This window comes from Hyphomicrobiaceae bacterium (assembly GCA_041397645.1).
Taxonomy (GTDB): domain Bacteria; phylum Pseudomonadota; class Alphaproteobacteria; order Rhizobiales; family Hyphomicrobiaceae; genus Hyphomicrobium_B.
Genome location: JAWKWE010000004.1, coordinates 2,014,959 through 2,038,760, shown reverse-complemented (window position 1 = coordinate 2,038,760; position 23,802 = coordinate 2,014,959). Strand labels below are relative to the sequence as shown.

Annotated in this window: 17 protein-coding genes; 5 read left to right on the top strand and 12 right to left on the bottom strand. The window is 59.7% G+C overall.

All coding sequences use genetic code 11. The features are described 5' to 3' along the window. Window positions 1–44: 44 nt before the first annotated feature. From R3D51_09465 to R3D51_09420, 10 genes are all read right to left on the bottom strand, one after another. Window positions 45–1,844 (bottom strand): acyl-CoA dehydrogenase, encoded by a 1,800-nt coding sequence (locus R3D51_09465; GenBank protein ID MEZ5899709.1) that lies wholly within the window; start codon window positions 1,842–1,844, stop codon window positions 45–47. 207 nt (window positions 1,845–2,051) lie between these two features. After that, window positions 2,052–2,336 carry a formate dehydrogenase subunit delta gene (locus R3D51_09460; GenBank protein MEZ5899708.1) on the bottom strand — a complete coding sequence of 95 codons (285 nt, stop codon included), beginning with the start codon at window positions 2,334–2,336 and terminating at the stop codon, window positions 2,052–2,054. A gap of 34 nt (window positions 2,337–2,370) precedes the next feature. Continuing rightward, complete coding sequence (gene fdhD, locus R3D51_09455) at window positions 2,371–3,183, bottom strand: formate dehydrogenase accessory sulfurtransferase FdhD (protein MEZ5899707.1); 813 nt, start codon at window positions 3,181–3,183, stop codon at window positions 2,371–2,373. Between the two features lie 34 nt (window positions 3,184–3,217). Further along, entirely contained in the window at window positions 3,218–6,106 is a 2,889-nt protein-coding gene (gene fdhF, locus R3D51_09450; GenBank protein MEZ5899706.1) for a formate dehydrogenase subunit alpha, read from the bottom strand. 70 nt (window positions 6,107–6,176) lie between these two features. Further along, window positions 6,177–7,739 (bottom strand): NADH-quinone oxidoreductase subunit NuoF, encoded by a 1,563-nt coding sequence (locus R3D51_09445; protein MEZ5899705.1) that lies wholly within the window; start codon window positions 7,737–7,739, stop codon window positions 6,177–6,179. Beyond that, window positions 7,739–8,278: a formate dehydrogenase subunit gamma gene (locus R3D51_09440; protein ID MEZ5899704.1), complete on the bottom strand. Its 540-nt coding sequence runs from the start codon at window positions 8,276–8,278 to the stop codon at window positions 7,739–7,741. The genes R3D51_09445 and R3D51_09440 overlap by 1 nt, the downstream gene beginning before the upstream one ends. 235 nt (window positions 8,279–8,513) lie before the next feature. Then, window positions 8,514–9,452, bottom strand: a complete 939-nt coding sequence (locus R3D51_09435; protein MEZ5899703.1) for a LysR family transcriptional regulator — start codon at window positions 9,450–9,452, stop codon at window positions 8,514–8,516. A 118-nt stretch (window positions 9,453–9,570) separates the two neighbouring features. Further along, entirely contained in the window at window positions 9,571–12,411 is a 2,841-nt protein-coding gene (locus R3D51_09430) for a response regulator (protein MEZ5899702.1), read from the bottom strand. 25 nt (window positions 12,412–12,436) lie between these two features. Then, a complete protein-coding gene (locus tag R3D51_09425) occupies window positions 12,437–13,759 on the bottom strand; it encodes a response regulator (protein MEZ5899701.1) in 1,323 nt (440 codons plus the stop codon). 202 nt (window positions 13,760–13,961) lie between these two features. Then, window positions 13,962–14,696 (bottom strand): SDR family NAD(P)-dependent oxidoreductase, encoded by a 735-nt coding sequence (locus R3D51_09420; GenBank protein ID MEZ5899700.1) that lies wholly within the window; start codon window positions 14,694–14,696, stop codon window positions 13,962–13,964. 439 nt (window positions 14,697–15,135) lie between these two features. On the opposite strand from R3D51_09420, the gene R3D51_09415 reads away from it, so the two are divergent. After that, a complete protein-coding gene (locus R3D51_09415) occupies window positions 15,136–17,604 on the top strand; it encodes an EAL domain-containing protein (GenBank protein ID MEZ5899699.1) in 2,469 nt (822 codons plus the stop codon). A gap of 120 nt (window positions 17,605–17,724) precedes the next feature. Next, complete coding sequence (locus R3D51_09410; GenBank protein MEZ5899698.1) at window positions 17,725–18,573, top strand: TIGR01459 family HAD-type hydrolase; 849 nt, start codon at window positions 17,725–17,727, stop codon at window positions 18,571–18,573. Between the two features lie 237 nt (window positions 18,574–18,810). Here R3D51_09410 and R3D51_09405 read toward each other — a convergent pair whose 3' ends face one another. Further along, window positions 18,811–19,812 (bottom strand): NAD(P)H-quinone oxidoreductase, encoded by a 1,002-nt coding sequence (locus R3D51_09405; GenBank protein MEZ5899697.1) that lies wholly within the window; start codon window positions 19,810–19,812, stop codon window positions 18,811–18,813. A gap of 127 nt (window positions 19,813–19,939) precedes the next feature. Here R3D51_09405 and R3D51_09400 point away from each other — a divergent pair, with 127 nt between their 5' ends. Next, window positions 19,940–20,122, top strand: coding sequence for a DUF1192 domain-containing protein (locus tag R3D51_09400; GenBank protein ID MEZ5899696.1), 183 nt, complete (start codon window positions 19,940–19,942; stop codon window positions 20,120–20,122). Window positions 20,123–20,551: 429 nt separating this feature from the next. Then, window positions 20,552–21,103, top strand: a complete 552-nt coding sequence (locus R3D51_09395) for a DUF1465 family protein (GenBank protein MEZ5899695.1) — start codon at window positions 20,552–20,554, stop codon at window positions 21,101–21,103. Window positions 21,104–21,273: 170 nt separating this feature from the next. On the opposite strand, the gene rpmE is transcribed toward R3D51_09395, so the two are convergent. Further along, the gene (gene rpmE, locus R3D51_09390) at window positions 21,274–21,501 is read right to left on the bottom strand and encodes a 50S ribosomal protein L31 (GenBank protein ID MEZ5899694.1); all 228 of its coding nucleotides are present in this window, start codon (window positions 21,499–21,501) and stop codon (window positions 21,274–21,276) included. Between the two features lie 305 nt (window positions 21,502–21,806). Here rpmE and R3D51_09385 point away from each other — a divergent pair, with 305 nt between their 5' ends. Continuing rightward, window positions 21,807–23,624: an ABC transporter transmembrane domain-containing protein gene (locus R3D51_09385; GenBank protein ID MEZ5899693.1), complete on the top strand. Its 1,818-nt coding sequence runs from the start codon at window positions 21,807–21,809 to the stop codon at window positions 23,622–23,624. The last annotated feature ends 178 nt before the right edge of the window (window positions 23,625–23,802 follow it).

Sequence of the window (23,802 nt, the reverse complement as noted above, 5' to 3'; positions counted from 1 at the left end):
ATTAAGTATATTGAAGAGCTGGACCGCGGGTGCGTTGAGGAAAGTCAGGCGAGCGAAGATGGGTAGAGCTGCAATGCACCCTCGTGCGCATCGAGTACCGCGGCGAGGCGCGCATCGGCTTCCGGCATGATCTGACCTGCGAAGAAGCGGGCGACCGCGATTTTTTCCTTGAGAAATTCCGCATTGCCTTCCCCGGCCTCAATGTGTCGGGCCGCAACGAGGGCGCTCTTGGCAAGCAGCGCGCCGGAAATGGCGATCGCGAAAACATTGAGGAGATTGAACGCGGCAGCGCCGGCGGCGACCGGGTTCTGGCGACCATTTTGCAATAGCCAGCCGCCAGCGGCTTCCATCGCGCGGATTGCGCGAGAAACCGCTTTGTGGATCGGCACGAAGATCGGGTCTTTGCCAGCTGTCTCCGCCAACGCGCTCTCGATCACTTTCAGTTCGGCCACGACGGCGAGGGCCGCCGCGCCGTTGTCGCGCTGCATTTTGCGTCCGATCAGGTCGTTGGCCTGAATGCCGCTGGTGCCTTCATAGATTGTCGTGATGCGCGCGTCGCGAAAATGCTGGGCTGCGCCGGTTTCCTCGATGTAGCCCATGCCGCCATGGACCTGAACGGCCAGCGAGGCAATATCGCAAGCGCTTTCGGTGCACCAAGCCTTGACGATGGGAATGAGAAAATCGAGGCGCGCCTGATGTGCGGCGCGTTCGGCATCGTCAGGTGCTGCGTGAGCAAAATCCAATGCGCTTGCCGCCCAATAGGCGAGGCACCGCATGGCTTCAGTACGCGCGCGCATACTCATCAGCATCCTATGCACGTCAGGATGCCATGAGATCGGCTTGGCACCGGGCGTCGCATCGCCGATGATGCGGCCTTGGACCCGTTCGTTGGCATAGACTCGTGCCCGCTGATAGGCGCGTTCGGCGATGCCGAGACCTTGGATGCCGACGCTGAGCCGCGCCTGGTTCATCATAACGAACATATATTCCAGACCGCGGTTCTCCTCGCCAACGAGGTAGCCCACGGCGCCGCCATGATCGCCATAAGACATCACTGCGGTCGGACTTCCGTGAATGCCCAGCTTGTGCTCCAGCGAGACGCAACGAACGTCGTTGGTTTCGCCGGGAGCACCGGACGCATCGGGAATAAACTTCGGCACGACGAACAGTGAAATGCCTTTTACACCCTCCGGCGCATCGGGCAGACGCGCGAGCACCAGATGAATGATGTTCTCGGTCAGGTCGTGATCGCCATAGGTGATAAAGATCTTCTGGCCGGTGATGAGATAATGTCCGCCTGCGCGTTCCGCCTTTGTGCGGACGGCCGCGAGATCCGAGCCTGCCTGCGGCTCCGTCAGATTCATCGTGCCGGTCCATTGGCCGCTGACCATCTTCGGCAAATACGTGGATTTAAGTGCGTCCGATCCGTTCAGCAGAATGGCTTCAATGGCACCTTGCGTCAGTAGGGGGCAGAGGGCGAAAGCCATGTTGGATGAGTTGAGCATCTCCTGAACAGCCCCGCCGACCATCCAGGGCAATCCCATGCCGCCCCATTCGGATTCGAAGACGACACCATTCCAGCCGCCGTCGGTGAAGTGCGTATAGGCGCTCTTCCAACCCGGCGTCGTTTCCACGCCGGTGTCCGTGCGGCGTGCGCCGGTCTTATCGCCCGCGCTATTCAGCGGTGCCAGAACTTCGCTGGTGAAGACCGCGGCCTGTTCCAGCACCGCAGCGATCGTGTCCGGTGTCGCCTCTTCAAAGCCCGAGAAGGTGCTGATACGTGGCGCACCGCAGATTTCGTTTAAGACGAAGAGCATGTCGTCGAGGGGAGCGGAGTAGGTCATCAGCCTCTCATCTTGCAGAATGCTGCCACTTGAGGATGCATAATCGCACCTCGCTGGGCTCGCAAGCATAGCTTACCCAGGCACCGGAATTTGCCGGTATCCAGGTGCAAGGCCTGATCCGTAGCGGAAAAGCAATGTCACCAGCGGGGGTACATATGCTTCAATGACGATGGCTGAGCGATGCTTGCCTAAGTGGCGGCGGCGAAATCAGGTGCCGCGCGTCGACGAGGGTTCGGCGCCTTTGTTTGCGGGCTTTGCCGCCGACTTGGCCGGGCTCTTTGGGCCTTTGAAATAGTCAGCCATGGCTTCGATGAACAAGGGATCGAGCCCTTCGCCACCCTGATCGAGATAAGTCTTCAACTGGTCGCGCATGCGCGGATCCCAGAACAGGTGAATGTGCTTGCCGATGCCGTCGATCGCCTCACCCTTCGGGTAGGCGGAGAAGTAGGCGGTGATTTGATTGGCCATGCGCACGAGATCGCGATTGTCCATGTGTAGGCAAGCTCCAGAAATACTTTGAAACTGATCAGGGGTTGAACACGACCGCCTCGTCCCGGCCGAGGGCGGCGAGATAGAGCCCCGATGCGCGCGCCAGGTCAAGCGCAAGTGCTGTCGGGGCTGAGACTGTGACAAGTGCGCCGATGCCGACCAGCGCGCATTTCTGCACAAGTTCGAAGCTGCAACGGCTGGTCATCAGCACGAAACCGGCGCGAAGATCGGTCTTCGTCTGCTTGAGCGCGCCGATGAGTTTATCGAGCGCGTTGTGGCGTCCGACGTCTTCGCGCACCAGAAGAACGTCGCCGTCGGAAGAGATCCAGCCGGCCGCGTGAACAGACCGGTTAACGAGGTTCATGGGCTGTAGGCCGGGAAGGGCTTTCGCAGCTTTCAGAATGGCTAAGGGAGTAGGGGCGCTGGTGCGTTCAATTCGCGGAAGAGGCTTCAGCGCGGCGGCGATATCCTCGACCCCGCACAGTCCGCAACCAGTGCGCCCTTCAATGGACCGGCGCGCTAGGTGTGTGAAGTCGATATCAGCTTCATTAATGGCAATATCGATTGTGACGCCGTTCTCCACCGGCATCACGAGGATGCCTTGGATCTTTCCGGCATCTTTAACGATCCCTTCCGATAGCACGATGCCTACGGCAAAGTCGCGCAGATCCGCCGGCGTCGCCATCATGACTGTGAAGTTCTCGGAGTTGATCTGCACGGCAACGGGCGTCTCTTCGGGGAGCGCCCATGCGATCTCGTGAGTGCCGCCGTCTGCCTCATGGGCCACGCCTTCGGCGATACGCGAGCACGTCGAAACTGTGCCCGTCTCGCTGGCAGCCGGTTTGCCCATGAGGTTCATTCGCTTGCCGATCTGTCTTCTCAACCTACTCGGCCGGTTCCATGGCCTTGTCGGTGCCGATACGGCGGTTCTTCACGTCACGGGTCTCCCAGTCCTCCTGCCATTCAGACGGGCGATTGGAGATCGTGACCTGCACCGCGGTCACCTTATACTCGGGGCAGTTGGTCGCCCAATCCGAGTTTTCGGTGGTGATGACGTTGGCACCCGTCACCGGATGATGGAACGTCGTATAGACCACACCCGGCGGCATACGATCGGAGATCTTCGCCCGCAGCGTGGTGGCGCCGACACGGCTTGCCAGCGAGATCATCTGGCCATCGCTAATGCCGCGCACCTCAGCGTCATGCGGATGGATTTCCAGCACGTCCTCTGGATGCCAGGCCACGTTCGGGGTGCGCCGTGTCTGGGCGCCGACATTATAGTGGGCCAGGATACGCCCCGTGGTCAGCACCAACGGGAAGTTGCGGTTGGTGCGCTCCGCAGTTGGGACGAAGTTCGTCAACATGAAGCGGCCCTTGCCGCGGGTGAACTCCTCGGTGTGCATGACGGGCGTGCCTTCAGGAGTCGCATCGTCAACCGGCCACTGCAACGACCCCGTCTTTTCCAGCTTGTCGAACGAGACGCCGCGGAAGGTCGGCGTCAAACGTGCGATCTCGTCCATGATATCGGCAGCGTTCTTGTAGGACATCGGATACCCCATCTCGGTGGCGATCCGGCATACAACTTCCCATTCCGACATACCCTGCTTAGCGCGCATCACCGGCCGAACGCGGTTTATGCGCCGCTCGGCGTTGGTGAAGGTGCCGTCCTTTTCGAGGAACGACGTGCCGGGCAGGAACACATGCGCGAAGGCAGCCGTTTCGTTGAGGAAGAGATCCTGCACGACAACGATATCCATCGCCGTCAAAGCGTGCTCGACGTGATGCGTGTTGGGATCCGATTGAGCGATGTCTTCGCCCTGAATGAAGATGCCGCGGAATGAGCCGTCGAGAGCTGCATCGAACATGTTGGGGATGCGGAGCCCAGGCTCGGCATCCAGCATAACGCCCCATTCCTTTTCGAACATGCGACGCGCTTCGAGATTCGAGACATGGCGATAGCCGGGGAACTCGTGAGGGAACGAACCCATGTCGCACGAGCCCTGCACGTTGTTTTGGCCACGCAGCGGGTTCACACCTACGCCTTCGCGGCCGATGTTGCCCGTCGCCATGGCAATGTTTGCCATGGCCATGACCATTGTGGAGCCCTGCGAATGCTCGGTGACGCCAAGCCCGTAGTAGATCGCAGCATTGCCGCCGGTGGCGTACAGGCGGGCCGCTTCGCGAACCTCCTGCGCGGGCACACCAGTGATCTCCTCCAGAGCCTCAGGTGAGTTCTCAGGACGGCTGATAAATTCTTCCCAACGGAAAAAATCGCCCTTTTCGCAGCGACGTGCCACGAACTTGCGGTCGATCAGGTTCTCGGTCGCAATGACGTGCCCAATCGCGTTCATGATCGCGACGTTGGTTGAGGGCTGCAACTGCAGATGATAGTCGGCCTTGACGTGCGGGCTCTTGACCATGTCGATGCGGCGCGGATCGACTACGATCAGTTTGGCGCCTTCGCGGATGCGCTTCTTCATGCGCGAGGCGAACACCGGATGACCATCGGTAGGATTGGCGCCGATGACTATGATGACGTCGGCTTTGTCGACGCTCTTGAAGTCCTGGGTACCTGCGGATTCTCCGAACGTCTGCTTCAAACCGTAACCGGTCGGGGAGTGGCATACGCGCGCACAGGTGTCGATGTTGTTGGTGTTAAATGCCGCGCGGACCATGCGCTGTACGACATAGACTTCCTCGTTGGTGGTGCGCGAGGAGGTAATGCCGCCGATAGAGCCTTTGCCATACTTCTCCTGAGTGGCCTTGAAGCGCGTCGCGGCGAATTTGATCGCCTCGTCCCACGAGACGACCTGCCAGGGATCGGTGATCTTATCGCGTACCATCGGCGTGAGGACGCGATCCTTGTGTGTGGCATAGCCGAATGCGAAGCGGCCTTTGACGCAGGAGTGGCCTTCGTTGGCGCCGCCGTCTTTGTAGGGCACCATGCGCACGACTTCTTCGCCCTGCATTTCGGCTTTGAACGAGCAGCCGACGCCGCAGTAGGCGCAGGTCGTCACGATGGAGTGCTCCGGCTGACCCTTTTCGAGCACAGACTTTTCGATCAGTGTTGCGGTCGGGCAAGCCTGCACGCAGGCGCCGCAAGAAACGCACTCGGAGGCGAGGAATTCTTCATCCATACCGGCGGACACGTGCGAAGCGAAGCCACGACCGTCGATGGTGAGCGCAAACGTACCTTGCACCTCTTCGCACGCGCGCACGCAGCGCGAGCACACGATGCACTTCGACGGCTCGAACGAGAAGTAAGGGTTGGATGTATCCTTCGCCTTGAAGCTATCGTTCTTGCTGCCATCTGCGCTCTTGGCGAAGACGTGGTTGGCGCCATCATAGCCGTAACGAACCTCGCGCAGACCGACGGCGCCCGCCATGTCCTGAAGTTCGCAATCGCCGTTGGCGCCGCAGGTCAGGCAATCGAGCGGATGGTCGGAGATGTACAACTCCATGACGCCCTTGCGCAGCTGTGCAAGACGCGCGTTCTGCGTCGTCACCTTGAGGCCGGGTGCAACGGGGGTGGTGCAGGATGCAGGTGTGCCTTTGCGGCCTTCGATCTCCACCAGACACAAACGGCACGAGCCGAAAGGCTCAAGGCTGTCAGTCGCACACAGCTTCGGCACCTGGATGCCAAGCTGCATGGCGGCGTTCATGATCGAGGTACCCTCCGGCACCGACACTTCACGGCCATCGATTTCGAGAGAGACCATGGTGTGAGACTCGACGGACGGCGTTCCGTAGTCGGTCTCTTTGATAAGGGTCATCGGCTTTACGTGGGTGTTCATGGGTTCTAATCCTCGCAAGCTTGCGATGAATTCAAATGTCAGGCGGCTTCTATTCGGCAGCTTCGGCGACGGGTTTCTTCGGCGCCCGGTTGAAATCTTCGGGGAAGCCTTTGAGCGCGCTCATGACAGGCATCGGCGTCAGTCCGCCCATGGCGCACAGTGATCCATCTGTCATAGTAACACACAGGTCTTCGAGAAGTTCTAAATTCTTCGTGCGTTCCTGTCCGGAGATAATCCTGTCGATCACCTCCACGCCGCGCTGGGAACCGATCCGGCAGGGCGTGCATTTTCCGCAGCTTTCGATGGCACAGAACTCCATGGCGAAGCGAGCCATCTTGGCCATGTCTACGGTGTCATCGAATACGACGACGCCGCCGTGGCCGACCATGGCGTCGACCTTCACGAATTCCTCGTAGTCCATCGGGACATCGAGCTTTTCGACGGTGAGATAAGCGCCAAGCGGGCCGCCGACCTGAACCGCGCGGACAGGTCGGCCAGAGGCGGTGCCGCCGCCCCAAGTATCAATCAGTTCGCGGGTGGTCACGCCAAATGCTTTCTCGACGAGGCCGCCCTGCTTTATGTTGCCGGCGAGTTGGAAAGCGAGCGTCCCACGTGAACGGCCGACACCATAGTTCTTATAGAATTCCCCGCCCTTGGCGAGGATGATCGGAACGGCGGCGAAGCTCATCACGTTGTTGATGATGGTGGGCTTGCCGAACAGACCTTCGATAGCGGGGATCGGCGGCTTGAAGCGTACCAGTCCTCGCTTGCCTTCGAGGCTCTCCAGCATCGAGGTTTCTTCGCCGCAGATATAGGCACCCGCACCGCGACGCACGAACAGTTCGAAGTTGTGCCCGGAGCCCTGGATGTTCTCGCCCAGGAAGTTCGCTCTTGTAGCGATCTCGATGGCTTCCTTGAGAACGTTGATGGCGTGAGGATACTCAGAGCGCACGTAGATGTAGCCCTTGGTGGCGCCGCCCGCGATTGCCGCGATCGTCATGCCTTCGATGAGACAGTAAGGGTCTCCCTCCATCAGCATACGGTCGGCGAAAGTGCCACTATCGCCTTCGTCCGCGTTGCACGCGACGTATTTCTGGTCGGCGGAGAGATCGTGGACGGTCTTCCACTTGATACCGGTGGGAAAGCCTGCGCCACCGCGACCGCGCAAGCCTGAGGTTGTCACTTCGGTCACGATGTCGATCGGCTTCATCGCGATGGCTTTGGCCAGGCCTTCGAAGCCGCCATGCTTGCGATAGTCGTCTATCGAGAGCGGATCGGTGATGCCGCAACGCGCGAACGTCAGACGTTCCTGGCTTTTGAAATAAGGGATTTCCTCGGTCAATCCGTGTGAAAGCTTATGTGCGCCGCCTTCCAGGAATTTGGCCTTGAAAAGATCTGCGACGTCGCCCGGAGTGACCGGGCCATAAGCGACACGTCCCTTGACTGTCTCTACTTCGACCAGGGGTTCTAGGAACAACATCCCGCGTGAGCCGTTGCGGACGATTTTCACATCCAGCTTGTGCTTGGCAGCTTCGGTGGCAATGGCGGCGGCAACTTCATCAGCGCCAACCGAGAGCGCTGCAGCATCGCGAGGAACGTAGATGGTGACCATTATGCGGTCTCCTTGTCGAGAGAGCCGACAATCTCATCGAAACGCTTGGCATCGACCTTGCCATAGAGATCTTCGCCGACCATGACGGCGGGCGAGAGGGCACAGTTGCCAAGACAGTAGACGGCTTCGATGGTGAACTTGCCGTCGCTCGTGGTGTTGCCGATCTTTGTCGACAGCTTGCGCTCAGCGTGGGCACACAGCGCTTCGGTACCCATGGACTGGCAAGCTTCGGCGCGACAGATCTTGATGACGTGCTTGCCGACCGGATGGCGATGGAAGTCATGATAGAATGATAGAACGCCATAAACTTCGGCGCGCGAAAGGTTCAGGGCAGTGGCGATGATGGGAAGTGTCGTTTCCGGCACATGCCCGAGTTCGTGCTGTAGGGCGTGAAGAATTTCGAGCAGCTCATCGGGGCGATTGCCATGCTGGGCGCAGATCGCGACGGCGCGGGCTTCGCTGACGGGGCGGGCCGCATGCGATTCTTCCGCTGCCGCCTTGATCGAACCGTCTTTCGGGGATGACGTACTCTTGGCCATGAACTGCCGATAGCCCCGCGACCGGGGTCCCTCTTATAATTGTTCTATCTTTCTTGATATGGGTGTTCGCCGAGTCCGCGGAAAGTCTCCGAAACTACGCTGAGACTCAAATCGTTATTGTCGATTTTGTTATCGACTGCATCTATGCTGCGTCGCAACAACTGCGAACTTGGTCGAAGTTGGTCGAATCTGCTCCTTTGCATTCCGCTTATCGCAAGGCGTTCGTTGTTATTCTTCAATAAATCGGCACCGCCTGCCCCGATGCCTCCCAGTTTGCGGGTTGCGGCTCAAAGCTCCGGCCGGCCTCCATCAGAACCTCGATAAGGGGTGAGAGGGGTGCCCGCTTCACAGCGACGAGCCCGACGTTGTGGACGACCTCGGGATTCCTGAGAGGAATAGCTTTTATCCCAGAGTGTGGCCCGAGGATACCCAGAATGTAGTCCGGCATCACGCTGGCCAGCCCCATGAGCCGCACGTTGGCGCACAGATTGATAACGGAGTTGGTCTCCAGCTCGGGTGTCGGGCGGCAATCGGCTCCGCGGAAAGCCCGATCGATGATCCTCCGGTTCTGCATGTTGGTCGTCAGCAGGCAAAGGCGTTCGTGCGCCGCTTCTTTCCATGTCACCGCTTCACGCGATGCCAGTTGGTGTGACTCGGTCACGAAAAGACAATAGCGCTCTTTATAGAGGGGCGCGGCCAGCAACCCTTCGATAGGCTCGTTGTCGAGATAGGTAATGCCGACATCGATCGTGAAGTCTTCCAGCGCCCGCAGAATTTCTTCCGAACTCATCGACATCACGGTGAAGTCGATGCCTGGATGGGATTCTCGTACCGACTTGGTGAGGAACGGGATCATGGGCAGGGCCGAGGGGATGCCACCGAGCACAAGGCGTCCCGACAGGCCCGCGTCGCGGTCGGTCAGATGCGCCAGCTCCTGCTGCATGGACTGCCAGTTGTTCAGGATAAGCTGTGCCCACTTCAGAACGCGCTCTCCCTCGGGCGTTAGTCCCTGGTAGCGCTGGGAGCGTTCGACAATCGGAACGCCGAGTTCCAGTTCCAGCTGCCGGATCCTTCCCGACAGCGTCGGCTGGGTGACGTTGCAGGCGTTCGCCGCGCGCGTGAAGTGCTTCTCGCGAGCCAATGCGACCAGATATTGAAGTTGTCGGATGTCCATTAAGCGCCGGCCTGGGAACGTCGTATGTCAGCAATCATCCCGCTTTGCGCCTCGAAAGGCAAACGCCACTGTACGAACGGCTCGAGAAATAGCGCAAATAATAGGCGCACGCGATCGGTTAACGCTGCGCCCGCGTCGGCGTGTTGCCGCCCACTGCAAGGCTTTCCGACAGCTCGTCTAGTGCCTCAGATACCGGTGTGAAGGCTGAAACGATCTGGTCGACGATGGCGAGGGCTTCCGCCTCCTGCTTCTCGGCCACCCTTTTCTCCAAGTCTCGGCAGAGGGCCGACAGCTTGACCGCTCCAAGGTTGGCGCTGGAGGACTTCAGCGAATGGGCAAGCATGGCGACGCGACGCACATCGCCCTCGCTGCGGGCTTCTTGCAACCCTTTGAGAGCGTCGGGGGCATAACAAAGAAATGTCTTTATCAATCGGGCCAGCAGATCGGGTCGGGCAGACTTCAACGGCGCGATCATGCCCTCGTCGATGGCTGAACCTGTTTCTTCCTTAAATTCGGCTCCCTGCGCAGCAGCAGCGCCGCTTCGAGCCCCGGAAACTTCGTTCATGCCGTTGCTAATCGCGGTCGCTAGCGGCTGCCGCATGGGCGCCCAACGCGTGAGCGTGCGAATAAGAGTGTCTTCGCTGTAGGGTTTGGAAATGTAATCATCCATTCCGGCGTCGAGACATCGCGTCCTGTCTTCGGCGAATGCGTTGGCCGTCACCGCAATGATGGGGATACGAGCCAGTCCCTTGTCTTGCTCGGCTTGGCGTATTTTTCGTGTTGCGGTCAGCCCGTCCATGATCGGCATCTGACAATCCATCAGGACGATGTCGAAGTCGGTGTCTTCAAGCTGCGCCAGGACTTCCAATCCGTTGCCCGCTACGCAAACGCGGCATCCAGCCGAAGTGAGGAGTTCGCGGGCCACCTCAACGTTGACCGGATTGTCTTCAGCCAACAAGACGCGCGCCTGGATGCGACGGCTAAGCAGCCCGCCCGAGGTGTCCGTTTGCGCGTTCGAAGCGCCATCGAGACGAAATGCCTGCCAACCCGCGTGACGGGTGCCTGAGATGGCGCGCGCGGCGGCATCAAGCAACTCATGACGGCGAATTGGTTTGGTAAGAATTTTTTCCACGCCAGCCCGGCGCACGCTTGCCAAGTCGCCTTGCCAGGAAAGCGAGCTTGCGAGAATAATCTTGAGTTTGCTGAGGGTCTCGTCAGCTTTGACCCGTGTTGCGAACTCCAGTCCGTTTTCGTCCGGCATCATCATGTCGACGATGGCTGCATGGAATGGGCGATCAGCGGCGTTTTCCTCAACCAGAAGCGGCCAGGCCTCGGCTGTATTGGAAGCGAGCGTTACGAGGGCACCGCATCCGGACAAATAGCCGGCCATGATCTCGCGGTTCGTCTCCCGGTCGTCGATGACGAGGATGCGCGCGCCTTCGAGCACGCTCAAATCGTGGTCGTCGCCTTGAACGCCGGAAGAACCCGCTTCCAGATCGAGCTCGAAAAAGACGCGCGTACCTTTGCCAAGCTGGCTATCCAGCCCGATGCTTCCGCCCATCAGCGCAATCAGATGGCGTGAAATTGACAGTCCCAGACCTGTACCGCCGAAGCGGCGATTGATCGAGGTTTCAGCCTGAGTGAAGGGCTGGAATAGCTTCTCGCGAACAGTTGCGTCGATGCCTATGCCGGTGTCTTGCACTTCAAACAAGGCGCGGACGCAGTTGGCGTCGTTATTGATGCGCGTGACACGCACCGCGATCTCGCCATCCTTGGTGAACTTCAGAGCGTTGCCAATGAGATTAAGGAGAACTTGTTTCAGCCTCCCGCTGTCGCCTATCACCGTATGCGGGAGGTCGCGCGCAACGTAGACGGTGAGGTTCAGTCCCTTCGACTGTGCTTGGCCTGCAAACAGATCGGCCGAGCGCTCGACGGCTTCTCGCAACGCGAATTCGTGGCGATCGAGCTCTAATTTCCCGGACTCGATGCGCGACAGGTCTAGAATGTCGTTGATGATGGTGAGGAGCGCACGCGCGGACTCGTTGATAGTGCGCACCAACTTGCGCTGGCGGGTATCGAGAGAAGTGCGCATCAAGAGATCGGTCATACCGAACACGCCGTTCATGGGCGTGCGGATCTCGTGGCTCATGTTGGCCAGGAATTGAGATTTTGCTTCCGTCGATGCCTTGGCTTCCTCAACGGCATGTTCCAGAGAAGCGAGATTGCGCTGGTTTTCGCTTATCGCTGCCTCATAGGCGATATTGGTATGCTGAAGGCGGGCAATTGTCCTTTCCAGATCGAGAGCGAGATCCGCGTTGGTGAAACGCAGTCGCAAGGATTCGCGCGCAGCACGTGCGTTTCCGCGCGAGGCCATGATCATTCCTGCCATGAACACCGCCGACATGGTTGCCATTGCGAGCGGCATCGGCGAACCTTCGAGCACAAGACGTGTCATGTAGGGCGCAATGGCGGTTATGACATAGACGCGGTAGATTCTGTCGTCAGCAGCCATCGTGCCCGAGGCGCCGGCCGTGATGCCGGCCAACACAAAGCCCAGGTATGCCTGGTGCTCCAGGCTACCGGCGGGGAACAGCGCAAAGCCGCCGACGCCCCACAAGGCTGCTGTGGCCGCGGCTGAATTGAAAAAGTAGGCACGCCACTTGTTCGTATCCATCTGCTCGGTCGCTTCGGAACGGAACCCGAGGACCAACGCGTAGCGGACAGCAGTTACGCCGAACATCAGAGACATCCAGGCTGTCAGCGTTGCCACTTCGACGACGTCAGCGAGGACGTACACCAGTAATGACGAATTGATGATCGTCGCCAGCAAGCCCTGAGGCAGTTGCTGGTAGAGGAGCGTCAAGGTCGCACGCGCCACAGCGGAATCGACGGCACTTGCATTGCGATCGGGAATACCCAATCGCGCCGCTATCATTGTCTTGATTGTCGAGGCTGTCATCTCCGCGTCCATCGTTGCAGGGGTGTCAGCCAGGATTTCGCGGGCTGCACTCGCGAACCGCTGCCTTGTCCTCGCTCAGTTGCCGCGCAGACACGGCTGGTGCATCGACTTTAGCGAAGCGGACGCGCGGATCCTGAGCTAGAGCCGCGCTGATCTCTGCAAGACGCTTGTCCTGCGCTTTGGTAGCCGGTTGCGGCGTGCGAGGCTCGGCTTCGAAAGAGGTGAGCCGGGAGGCTGGCAGATTGATCCGCACGACATTTGAGTTTTCGCCATCCGAGTGTGCATCGATGCTGCCCTGATGAGCCTCGGTCAAGACCTTGGCGATCTTCATGCCGACTTCGCGGGTCTGAGTATCAATCATCGGCACGCTGGGTTCGTTACGGCTGCGATTGGTGATCTCCGCAAGCAGGGTTGCAGCGATCGGAGGCCCAGTGTCGGAGGTGGCAATCTTCAGTCCGTCGTTCTGATCAATCCAGGCGTGTACAGAGACTTGGGAGTTTCTGGGAGCTAACCGCACGGCGTTCGCAAGCACGGCACGCACGGCCTGGATGAACAGAACGCGGTCGGCGCGAAGGGCAAGTGTGCTGGGAATGTCAACAGTCGAGACGACATGGACGCGACGGCGCTCGGCTTCGTCGCTGATGGAAACCAGTAGGTCGCGAAGCGTTTCGCGAATTGCGATCACTTCGTTCTTAATATCGAGTTGTTCGTTCAGAGCGTTGCCGAGATCCATCAACTTGAGGAACGAGCTGTTGAGCTTATGGGCAGCGGAGCCCATGTCGAGCACCAGTTCGCGGTAACTTGCTGGTGCGAGGGGGCCATAGACCTCTCGACGGACAAGTTCGGCAAATCCGTAGATGGTCTTGATCGGCGCTTGGAACTCGCGCGCCAGGGCACAAAGCATCTGACCTTTCAAATCGCTGAGAAAGGCAGCTGCCTGGGTCGCCTCGCGTAATTGGGTCTCGAGTTGCCCATTGCGCAGGATAAAATTCATATGGTGGGTGAACAAAAGCCAATTGATTGGCTTGGTCAGAAACGACGTGGCGCCAGCATTGTAGGCGCGCTCGACGGCGGAGGCTTCGTCGTGTCCTGTAATCACGACGATCGGTGTGTTCATGTTTGGACCATCTGCGCGCGCTGTCGAGATGACGGCGATGCCGTCGGCCTCGGGCATCGTCAAATCGACCGCGGCAGCGTGAAATTTCTCAGCAGACAAGGCGGCGATGGCTTGCGCGCCGTCACAGACTGCAGTGACCGCAAATCCGGCATGCTCCAATGCATCCCGCCCGACCTCGCGATAAACTGGGTCGTCGTCAGCGATCAGAATTTTTGTTTTCAGAGTGTTCACACTCGTTTCCAAAATATTACCGGGGTCAAACAATCTGTATACTATATATGTCAGTTCATTTGCTTTTCTCTTAATTGGAGATTTCTGCCTCAATTGCTTGAGAGAAGCTGGGCGGATGGCTTGATCGCGAAACGACAAAGGCGACAGTGATCCTGCCGCCTTGTTTGATTTCTTAATTGTTGCTTATTTCGTCAGGTGCTTTTCAGCACCCGGTCATTTCGGCATCGAAGATATGGCTGGACAGCGTCTTGCCGCGCCGTGAAGCAAGGTAGAACGCAAGCGCCGCGATGTCCGGTTCGCTCTTGAGCGACGCGCCAGATGGGCTCGATATGCCGATGCGTGGTGCAATGCCGTTGATGCGCACGGACTGGTCCGCCCACTGTTCGGCTTCACCGCGCGTCATTGCGGCCAGTGCGGTGCGGGCGATTCCGGCGATGGCTGCCTCACGCGGACGCAGCGGTGCCGGCATTGTAAGGACGTTGAGGATTGAACCCTCAGCAAATATGACGCGCATGCGGTTGGCGCACACGCGCGTGATGTGGGTCAGCGGCGTCAGCTTCTCAGTGATGAGACGCTCGACATCAGCCTCGCTTGAGACGTCACGCATCTCTTGGGGCGTGATGGTTTGAAGATTGATAACGGTATCGAGCCCGCCAAAAGCCTGCTGACAATGCTGCGCAAATCGCGTCGCGGACTTGGCTGTCCGGATGGGATCGGTATAGAGCTTCATCTCGGCCGCGTTCTGAGACAGCAGGGCCGCGAGCTCCGTCATGTCGGGTGTGAGATCGTCGGTCTGGACGACCAGCTTGCACTTGAGATCTGCAAATGCACGCGCGATGTCGACGCCAATATGACCTGCAAGACCGGTGATCAGGACGCGAGTCCCGGTCAACTCGCCCAAAATTTCACTCTCAGGACTGTTTCCAACTACGCTCATGTACATGCCGCCAATCCCTCCCGACGCGCTGAAAATAGCCCGACGCGTCTAGAGACAGTCGGGCATTACGATAGCACGGTGATTCGCCTAACGGTCTCTAAACAGCGCGTCGATTCGGGTGGCGCTTCGGCTGGCATAGGGCGGCAATGGGGCGGCTGTGGATGAATTGGGGCACGGGTCCGCTACCTATCGGAATGGCCGTCGGGAGGCGGGCGGGTGCCCCCCATGCGCGGGAGACGCTCGGAGAGAAACAAGCGATGGATAGAGGTGGATGCAACCTGGAAGTGTTGCCGAAAGGTGCTTCTGCACCTGCCAACTGCTTTGCGGCAGGACCGCGGGCAGTGAATTCTGGTGAAAGCCTTCCTTGCGAGATTGCGCCAACTGTGCGTGGCCCCGATCCTCTCATTTTAAAGAATCAGCTCAATAGGCTCCAGGCGTTATGACCACTCCTGTTCCAACCCAAGATACCTCCGTGAAGGCCGCACGGCCTCCATCGGAGATGGCAAGTATCGAACCGGTCGGGGGTGGACCCGTCGCGGCGGATCCCGCGCCGGTCGAGGAGATGGGCGCCCCTGCGGAGGGCGGTCCGGCGCGAGAACGTATTGTCATGGTCATGATGGCGCTCGTCGCAATGGCGGTGGGCGGTGTGGCTCATGTTCACTTGGGCTACGCAGCAGCAGGCGCAGCCACGGCGGGGCTGTTGGCTTTCGCCATGTTCATGGCCATCAATGGAATGCTGGTGCGTTCAGGAGAGATCGCGCGCTTGCGGGCTGAGGTTTTGCGCCTCGAGCACGAGATGGCGCGGATAAAATCCCATGGCATGCCACTGTCGCCAATGCCAGCGCGCCAGGGTGGACCGACATCCGGTTCGGTCGACTTGCGTGCAAGCTGGCCGCAGGCAAAACCCGGTAGCCCGCCAGAAGGCCGTGCCGCGCCGCTCGCAGAGACTCAGGCCGGATATCAGGCGCCCGCAACTGTTGACACAAGGGCGCCCGACCAAAGATCCAGCGGTCCTGCCGCCAATTCGGCGATGTCGTCGCCAGCCGTTTCGCGCTCGCCCTCAGGCGGGCCGCGGCAGTTCGAGGGATGGCCGGAAGAGACTGCGATGGGTGGCGACGACGCTGAGGCGTTCCCTCAATCGCCGTTGAAGCCGGATGCGCGTTGGGAGCCCTCGCAAGTAAATCGTCGCGCGCGCTTCGTGCCGCCCAAATCAGGTCTCGGCCCTGCTGGTGGCGCGGTCCAGAGTGGTTCGCCGCCGCCTCGCGATCCGTCACGTGCTCACGCGCCCCAGCGTCCTGCCTCATCGGTTGAGAGGCGTGATGAGCACGGCCGTGGCGCTGAGCCCACTGTTGGGCCTGATCTTGTCGAGCTGCCTGATTGGAGCGGCGCATCGCAAACGACAGGCGATGCATTGCGCGACGCCTGGTCGTTCCGGCCAACAGACACGGGTACGTCTCGTGAGTTCGCCCCAGGCGGTGAAGGGGAAGGAGACACCCGTACACCGCATCTTCCTCATGTTCGAAGCGTCGAGGCGGATCTCGAACTCGTCCAACGGAAGATCAAGGCTCTGGCCGATGAAGTGAACGCCAACGAAGCGCTGCGCATCGCACACGCGGCGGATCACGGAGCAGCTTCCGAGCCGACGCAACATCAATTGGGCGGCTATCATGGTGGGTCGGGCATTGAGGAATCCGTCGCGGCGCTGCGCAACACAGCGCATCGCATGAAGCGGCCGAAGCCGGCTTCAGAACCGGCTGAAGGTGGCGAGTTCGGCGAGAGAAAGGCCAAGGTGAATAAACTCTCCGTGCCTGCAACATCGCCGCCTCAGCAAGCGCCTCTTCAGTCTGGCGCGTTGCCGTCGCTCGATGCTCTTATTCCTGCCAGCGCGCAGCCGATCGCGGTTTCACGCGATGAAGAACCATACGACGATGATGCAGATGACATGCGCGAGCAGCAGCAGGCGCCGCCGTCCCGCTCGTCTGCCGAGCCGCGCTCGCAACAGCAGTCCGCAACGCCTCGAAGCGCCGCGATGGAGCCACCACATCGCGGCCAAGATCAAACATTGCCGAACGAGAGGACGCCTATCCGGCAGCGGTCTCAGCTCGGCGATGGCCGATTGGCAGCACCCACACCAATTCCCGATCGCAAGCTGTCGGAAATCGCCGCAGCCATCGAAACGAGTCGTATGGACGTCTTCCTCAAGCCCATCGTCGGGCTTGGTGATTATGCCGTTGCGCATTTCGAGGTCGATGTACGCCTGAAATCGCCTACGGGATCTTTCATCGACGGTGTTGTCGAAACGCTCAGCGTCGGTGCGAGCGAGATGCTGGGGCTATTCGACATCGAACGCCTCAACCGGACCGCGCGCGTCGCCGATCAACTGGAGTCGCGTGGTAAGACCGGCTCGCTGCTTGCCCCCACGGCCGGACACTCGATGACCGATGGCAAGTTCCTGGAGGCATTCGCCCGCAAGTTCGAAGAGCGGATGTCGATCTCCGGCCAGCTCGTTCTGACATTCACACAGGCTGATGTCGCCGCGTTCGGCGCCGGAACCTGGCAAGCGCTTTCCGATATGAACTCTTTCGGGTTCCGTTTCGCGCTGTCGGAGGTCACGCATCTGGCGACGGATTTTGCCGCTCTCGCAGAACGTGGCTTTGCCTTTGTCAAACTTCCAGCCGAGGCGTTCCTCGATGGAATGGCGACGGGCCATGGCATGGTGCCGCCCGCCGATCTTTGCCGGCATATGGCGGAGGCGGGCCTGACCTTGGTGGTCGAGGCTATCGACGATCAGACGCAATTGGCAAAGGTATTCGGCTTTGGTGCTCTGTTCGGGCAAGGCCAGCTGTTTGGCGGCGCGCGTCAGATTACGCTTGAATCTCTTGCCGAGCGCCGGACGGCGGCTGCTTGAGGGCAGCGCATGCGTCGCGTGCGCCCAGGCCGGTGACAGGCGATTGCGACAAGGCTATAGGCGCTGGCAGGTGTGCGCTGACTTGAAGGCGCACCAGTTCATCCGTGCGCCAGGGCTGTCATGACCGCAATCCCCGAGTTGTTGAACATAACGCAATTGTCCAAGCCGTACCGCGTCTGGTTTCTCGACATCTGGGGCGTGCTGCACAATGGCGTCCGGCAATATGACGGCGCCGTCATTGCGTGCCGGAATTTTCGCGCACATGGCGGCCGCGTTATTCTCGTGTCGAATTCGCCGCGTCCACGCGATGGTGTCGCTCGTCAGCTCGATCAGATCGGGGTGCCGCGCGAGGCATATGACGCCATCCTGACGTCAGGTGACGTGTCGCGCGCGCTGATTGCCAAGCACAACGGGGAGACGATCTTCCACTTAGGTCCCGAGCGGGACTTACCGGTCTATCGAGGCTTGGACGTAACACTGGGCGATCCTGCCGACGCGCGTGCCGTCGTATGCACTGGCCTGTTCGACGACGAGGTGGAAACTCCGGACGACTATCGCGACGTGCTCGCAGCCTGTCTCGCCCGTGACCTGGAGATGGTTTGCGTCAATCCTGATGTCAAAGTCGAACGCGGCGGGCGCATGATCTATTGTGCGGGAGCATTGGCGCAGGCTTATGAGGCAATCGGTGGCACGGTCCTCTATGCGGGAAAACCGCACGCGCCGATCTACGAAGCGGCCCAGCAGATGGCGCGAGACGTATGCGGCGAAATAATCGCGCCGGAAGCCATTCTCGCCATTGGCGATGGAGCAAAGACTGACATCGCCGGTGCAATCGGTGCTGGAATCGACGCCGTCTATGTCGCGAGCAAGGTCAGCATGGACGCGAACGAGACGTTGGCCGACGCAGTCGAGCGCTTGTTTGCCAGCACATCGAAGCGACCCGTCGGCGTGATGCGCGCGCTTGCGTGATGTCGCATGCCATGGGCAGCTGGACGCGAAAAGGCGCGGCGCATTTTCCGCCGCGCCTCCGCAAGACATAATCAATTCTTCTTCGACACGCTTGCGCCTGGGGTTGAGCTCGAAGCGCCACGCGTCATCGGCTCGCCTGCGGCTTTGGCATCTTGCATCTCTTTACCAGGTGTCATGGACGAGGCGCTGTGGTCTCGGCAGGATCGGCGAGCGTGCGGAGCTTTTGTGAGGCGACGGTCAGCCGACGCTCAGTACGATCTTTCCGATATGCGCGCTCTCCTCCATGCGGGCCTGCGCCCGTGCTGCGTCCTTCAGCGCGAAGGTGCTGTCGATGGGGATCTTGATCTGTCCCTTCATCACCAGGGGCAGCGCATTGGATTCCACCTCTCGTGCGATGGCGGCCTTTATAGTCGCTGACCGAATCCGCAGGGTCGAACCCGTCAGCGTCAGCCGCTTTAGCATGACGCGCATGAAGTCGATGGTTACTGTTGAACCTTTTTGATAGGCGATGTTGACGAGGCGGCCATCGTCGGCGAGCGAGCGAATGTTTTTCTCGATGTAATCACCGCCGACCATGTCGAGGATGACATCGACGCCGCGGCCTTGCGTTTGAGCCTTGATCGCTTCGGCGAAGTCCTGCGTCTTGTAGTCGATGGCATGGTCCGCGCCGAGTGCGCGGCAGGCGTCGCATTTTTCTGGAGATCCTGCCGTTGCAAAGACCGTTGCGCCGAATGCTTTGGCAAGCTGGATGGCGGTGACGCCGATTCCGCTTGTTCCACCATGAACGAGAAAGCTCTCGCCTGCTTTTAAGCCGCCGCGTTGGAACACGTTGTGCCAAACTGTGAAGAACGTCTCAGGCATCGCCGCGGCCTGGACGAGGTCGAGGCCTTGCGGCACTGCGATACAACTGCCTTCTTCGGCGATGGCGTATTGGGCGTAGCCGCCTCCGTTGAGAAGTGCCATCACCGTATCGCCGACGTTGTGCCGCGAGGTTTGTTCGCCAACCGCTACGATGGTGCCAGACGCTTCGAGACCAGGCAGCTCGCTATGTCCCTTCGGCGCGGGATAGAGACCTTTGCGTTGAAGCACATCGGGTCTATTGACGCCCGCGGCTGAAATCTTGATCAGAACCTGACCGCGGCCAGGTTGCGGCAACGGCAGAGTAACTTCTTTCAGGACATCCGGTCCGCCTTTTCCATCAATGGCAATGGCGGTCATGGTTGTGGGCAGAGTCGTCATCGTTGCGCTTTTCCTCTAGTGTCCGTACTCGACACATGCATCACCGGGTCGCTCGGCACAAGCTTTGGTCGCCATAAAGCGGATAGGCTCTGTTGCTGGCGCCTGCAAATTCAAAGGAGCCCTCATTATGGATTGGGATGAGGTACGTCCGAAAGCACAAGCGACGCTGGGCGAGCAGCTGGGGACGCTTTCGGTTGCCGAATTGGAGGCGCGCATTGCAGCGCTTCACCAGGAGATCGAGCGGGTAAGCGCAGAGCTGGCGAAGAAGAAGGCGCACGAGGCCGCAGCAAGCGCACTTTTCAAATCGTAAACAAAACTTGCCGCTATGCTTTCAACGCCTGTTGTGTCGGGTTTCCGTGCGTCGCGCCGACTGCAACAAAGTGTTACCTCCCGTGTTCTTGAACGATGCGCGCACTTAACTCGCATTTAACCCTACCCAATCATTATCAAATGTATCCAGCCATCTGGATCAACCTCGCGGCGCCCCCCGCTGCTTGGTTTGACGCCTCCCTGTCGACTTTCGAGCCGCTCTTCCCGGGCGGCTCTTTTTTTTGTTCGAAGCATCTTGCAGCGATGGACTGTCGGCGTCGTTCTTGCAGTCGAAGATACAAGGCACCTGAGTTGTCCACAGGTGGTGCGACAAGTGCCCCGAAATGGACCATGTTGTTAACTATGGTGCCGTAGTGTGAAATCGGTATAGTTGGTTTGTGTTGGGTAAGCGTTTGTGTCGTACAGGGTCATGAACAATAGTTCTCGAGTCGATGGCGCCCTTTCGGGCAGCTCTACAACCGTATCGTTCGGTGAGCGGTTTCAGTCTTCCGGACAATTCGATCACATCTTCAAGGAAGGTATGGCGCTCGTTGAGCGCACCGCTGCCTACCTCGACGGTCCCGGCCGTGCGGAGGCGAAGCGTCTTACCGGTCCGGCGAGCGTTCTTTACGCAACTGAGAGCATGCGTCTGACGACGCGATTGCTCGACCTTGCATCCTGGCTGTTGATCCGCCGCTCCTTGAAGGAAGGTGAGATCACGGAAGAGGAAGCTGCCAAGAAGCGCCGTCGCGTCAAGTTGCAGGCATTCGGACGCCCGGCGCACGTCACCGGCTTTGGCGACCTTCCCGCTGGATTGCGTGATCTGATTGAGCAAAGTTTCACGCTGCATGACCGCATCGTTCAGCTCGACCGTGCCATGAACTCGGCTGGCGATCCTGATGTCATCCCCGAGCGTCCGGCAAATCCGGTTGCTGCACAGATGAACCTTCTGGAGCGGGCCTTCCAGAATAAGCTCGGTTGAGCAGAGCTTCTCCTCGAGTTGAACGCTGAGAGATTTTTGATCGGGCCCGGTGGTAGCGCCGGGCCTGATCGTTTTCGGCGTATCGAAGCCGACAAGGTTCGGAGACAAAGAAAAACGCCAAGCTTCCCGCCTGGCGTTTTGAATTTCTGCCCTTGAATTTTTGCGAGCTATTAGAAGCCCAGGCCTTCGAACTTCTTCTTGAAGCGCGACAGGCGACCGCCACGGTCCATCAGCTTCGTATCGCCACCCGTCCAGGCCGGATGTGTGGTGGGATCGATGTCGAGGGTGAGCGTGTCGCCCTCCTTGCCGTAGGTCGAGTAGGTGGTGAACTCGGTCCCGTTCGTCATGACCACGCGGATCATGTGGTAATCGGGATGAAGATCTGCGTCTTTCTTCATGGCGCTCTCACTTGCAGTTTAGCGAAATAGAGCGCTTCTCCGCTGAGCTGCCAAATGCGGCCCGGCCGGCGCGTCTCCACTTGTGGCGAAATTTCTGGCGCTTCCATAACTCTAAAGTGCCCCGCATACAAGTGTGGCGTTGCGCCGGTTGAACATTACGGATCGAGCCAGCGTCCCATTGCCCCTTGAGGTGGGCTGCCCGGTCGGGCATGTTCGCCCCGGCTCGCTGGCCGCCAGGGCCTCCAAAGCGATGCCCTACCGGCGCCCGGTCGCCGGACAACGCATTGAAAAGGTTGTGATTAGGTATGTCCAGACGAAGCCGGCGCCGCAGCGCTGAGGCCAATTCGCAGCTTGAAGGCGCGCCCTCATCTCGTCAGTCGCTTCGACCGCTGCTGCAACTCAAGCCGATTTTGATGTCCCATAAAGGCATGTTGGCAGGCGCAGCGATTGCGCTGGTCGTTTCGGCCGCCGCGATGCTTGTTGTCCCTCTGGCGGTGCGCCGGATGATCGACCACGGTTTTGGCGGTCACGATGGCGATCTGATAAACAGCTACTTCCTCACGCTGATCGGAATCGGCGCTGTGCTGGCGCTGGCATCGGCCTCTCGCTTCTATTGCGTGAATTGGCTGGGCGAACGGGTTGTGGCGGACCTGCGCGCCAAGACCTTTGCCCATCTTGCCTCCTTGGGCCCCGCCTTTTTCGACAAGAGTCACTCCGGCGAGATGATGAGCCGGCTTACGGCCGACACCACCCAGATGAAGGCGGCCGCTGGCACAGCGCTGTCGCAGTTCGCTCGCAATGCGATCATGCTGATTGGCGCGCTGATCATGATGTTCGTGACGAGCCCGAAACTGTCCGGACTTGTCCTGATCGCAATTCCGTTGATCGTGCTGCCGCTCGTCGGTTTCGGGCGGATGGTGCGCAGCTTGTCCCGGCAGGCTCAAGATAGTCTCGCCTCGGCCTCGGCCTATGCATCCGAGAACCTTGCCGCGCACCGCACGATGCAATCTTTCACCAACGAGCCGCAGGTTTCCGACCGGTACGCCCGAGCAGTGGAGCACTCATTCAACGATGCCCGCCAGCGCCATGTCGCGCGTGCATTGCTCACCGCTCTCGCCATCTTCCTGACGGTCGCAAGCGTCACGGCCGTGCTTTGGTACGGTGCGTCTTCCGTTATTGCAGGTGACATGACGGGCGGACGTTTGGGCCAGTTCGTGCTCTACGCACTGTTTGCGGCCGGCGCACTGGCGGAGCTTTCTGAAGTTTGGGGCGAGATGAGCCAGGCGGCGGGCGCAGCGGACCGCATTATGGAGATCCTGGCCGAGGAGCCCACCATTCGCTCGCCGAAGAACCCGATTGCGTTGCCCGAGCCACCGCTCGGCACGGTCGCGTTCCAGAATGTCAGCTTCCACTATCCTAATCGGGCCGAAGTTTCGGCGTTGCACGACATAAACCTCAAGGTGGCGCGTGGCGAAACGGTTGCCGTCGTGGGGCCGTCGGGAGCGGGTAAAACCACGCTCTTCAACTTGCTGCTGCGCTTCTACGATCCGATTTCAGGCACTGTGCTGGTTGACGGCGTAGATGTCTCCAAGGCGGATCTGCAGAAGGTGCGTGCGCGCATCTCGGTAGTGCCGCAGGATGTGGCGTTGTTTGCGGATACGGTCGCTGAAAACATCCGCTATGGCTCGCCATCGGCGACCCTCAGCGAAATCCGCCGCGCCGCCGAGGCTGCACAGGCCGATGAGTTCATTCGTGCGCTGCCTGATGCCTATGAGACAAAGCTTGGCGAGCGCGGCATCACGCTGTCTGGGGGCCAGCGCCAGCGCATCGCCATCGCACGCGCCATCCTGCGCAACGCGCCAATTCTGCTGCTCGATGAAGCCACGAGTGCGCTGGATGCGGAGAGCGAAGGCGCGGTCCAACGTGCGCTTGAAGGTGTCATGCAGGATCGCACGACGCTCGTCATTGCCCATCGGCTTGCGACTGTGCAGAAGGCCGATCGCATCATCGTGCTGGAGGAAGGGCGGATCGCGGAAACAGGCACCCATGCGGAACTTCTGCGCAAGGGGGGCACCTATGCGAGATTGGCCCAGCTGCAGTTTGGGCGTGAGGCCGCCGAGTAGCGGCGGCTTTTAACCGAGATAGTCATTTCAGGATTTCTGTGCGGTTTTGCTCGTCCCGCCGTTATGGCGCGGACAGGGTAGGGATTATTTCAACCATTTCGTGAAATGACCCAAAGCTCCGCGTGCATCGTAGTGCTGATGATGCAATAGTACCGGACCAAAGTAAGGGGCACAGAGT

Bases quoted from the DNA above. Each gene is read 5' to 3' on its own strand.
- R3D51_09405 (MEZ5899697.1), bottom strand. From the start codon at position 19,812: ATGACGACTCTGCCCACAACCATGACCGCCATTGCCATTGATGGAAAA.
- R3D51_09460 (MEZ5899708.1), bottom strand. From the start codon at position 2,336: ATGGACAATCGCGATCTCGTGCGCATGGCCAATCAAATCACCGCCTAC.
- R3D51_09395 (MEZ5899695.1), top strand. From the start codon at position 20,552: ATGAACAATAGTTCTCGAGTCGATGGCGCCCTTTCGGGCAGCTCTACA.
- R3D51_09465 (MEZ5899709.1), bottom strand. From the start codon at position 1,844: ATGACCTACTCCGCTCCCCTCGACGACATGCTCTTCGTCTTAAACGAA.
- R3D51_09400 (MEZ5899696.1), top strand. From the start codon at position 19,940: ATGGATTGGGATGAGGTACGTCCGAAAGCACAAGCGACGCTGGGCGAG.
- fdhD (MEZ5899707.1), bottom strand. From the start codon at position 3,183: ATGGGCAAACCGGCTGCCAGCGAGACGGGCACAGTTTCGACGTGCTCG.
- fdhF (MEZ5899706.1), bottom strand. From the start codon at position 6,106: ATGACCCTTATCAAAGAGACCGACTACGGAACGCCGTCCGTCGAGTCT.
- R3D51_09385 (MEZ5899693.1), top strand. From the start codon at position 21,807: ATGTCCAGACGAAGCCGGCGCCGCAGCGCTGAGGCCAATTCGCAGCTT.
- R3D51_09410 (MEZ5899698.1), top strand. From the start codon at position 17,725: ATGACCGCAATCCCCGAGTTGTTGAACATAACGCAATTGTCCAAGCCG.
- R3D51_09445 (MEZ5899705.1), bottom strand. From the start codon at position 7,739: ATGGTCACCATCTACGTTCCTCGCGATGCTGCAGCGCTCTCGGTTGGC.
- R3D51_09435 (MEZ5899703.1), bottom strand. From the start codon at position 9,452: ATGGACATCCGACAACTTCAATATCTGGTCGCATTGGCTCGCGAGAAG.
- R3D51_09415 (MEZ5899699.1), top strand. From the start codon at position 15,136: ATGACCACTCCTGTTCCAACCCAAGATACCTCCGTGAAGGCCGCACGG.
- R3D51_09430 (MEZ5899702.1), bottom strand. From the start codon at position 12,411: ATGACAGCCTCGACAATCAAGACAATGATAGCGGCGCGATTGGGTATT.
- rpmE (MEZ5899694.1), bottom strand. From the start codon at position 21,501: ATGAAGAAAGACGCAGATCTTCATCCCGATTACCACATGATCCGCGTG.
- R3D51_09420 (MEZ5899700.1), bottom strand. From the start codon at position 14,696: ATGAGCGTAGTTGGAAACAGTCCTGAGAGTGAAATTTTGGGCGAGTTG.
- R3D51_09440 (MEZ5899704.1), bottom strand. From the start codon at position 8,278: ATGGCCAAGAGTACGTCATCCCCGAAAGACGGTTCGATCAAGGCGGCA.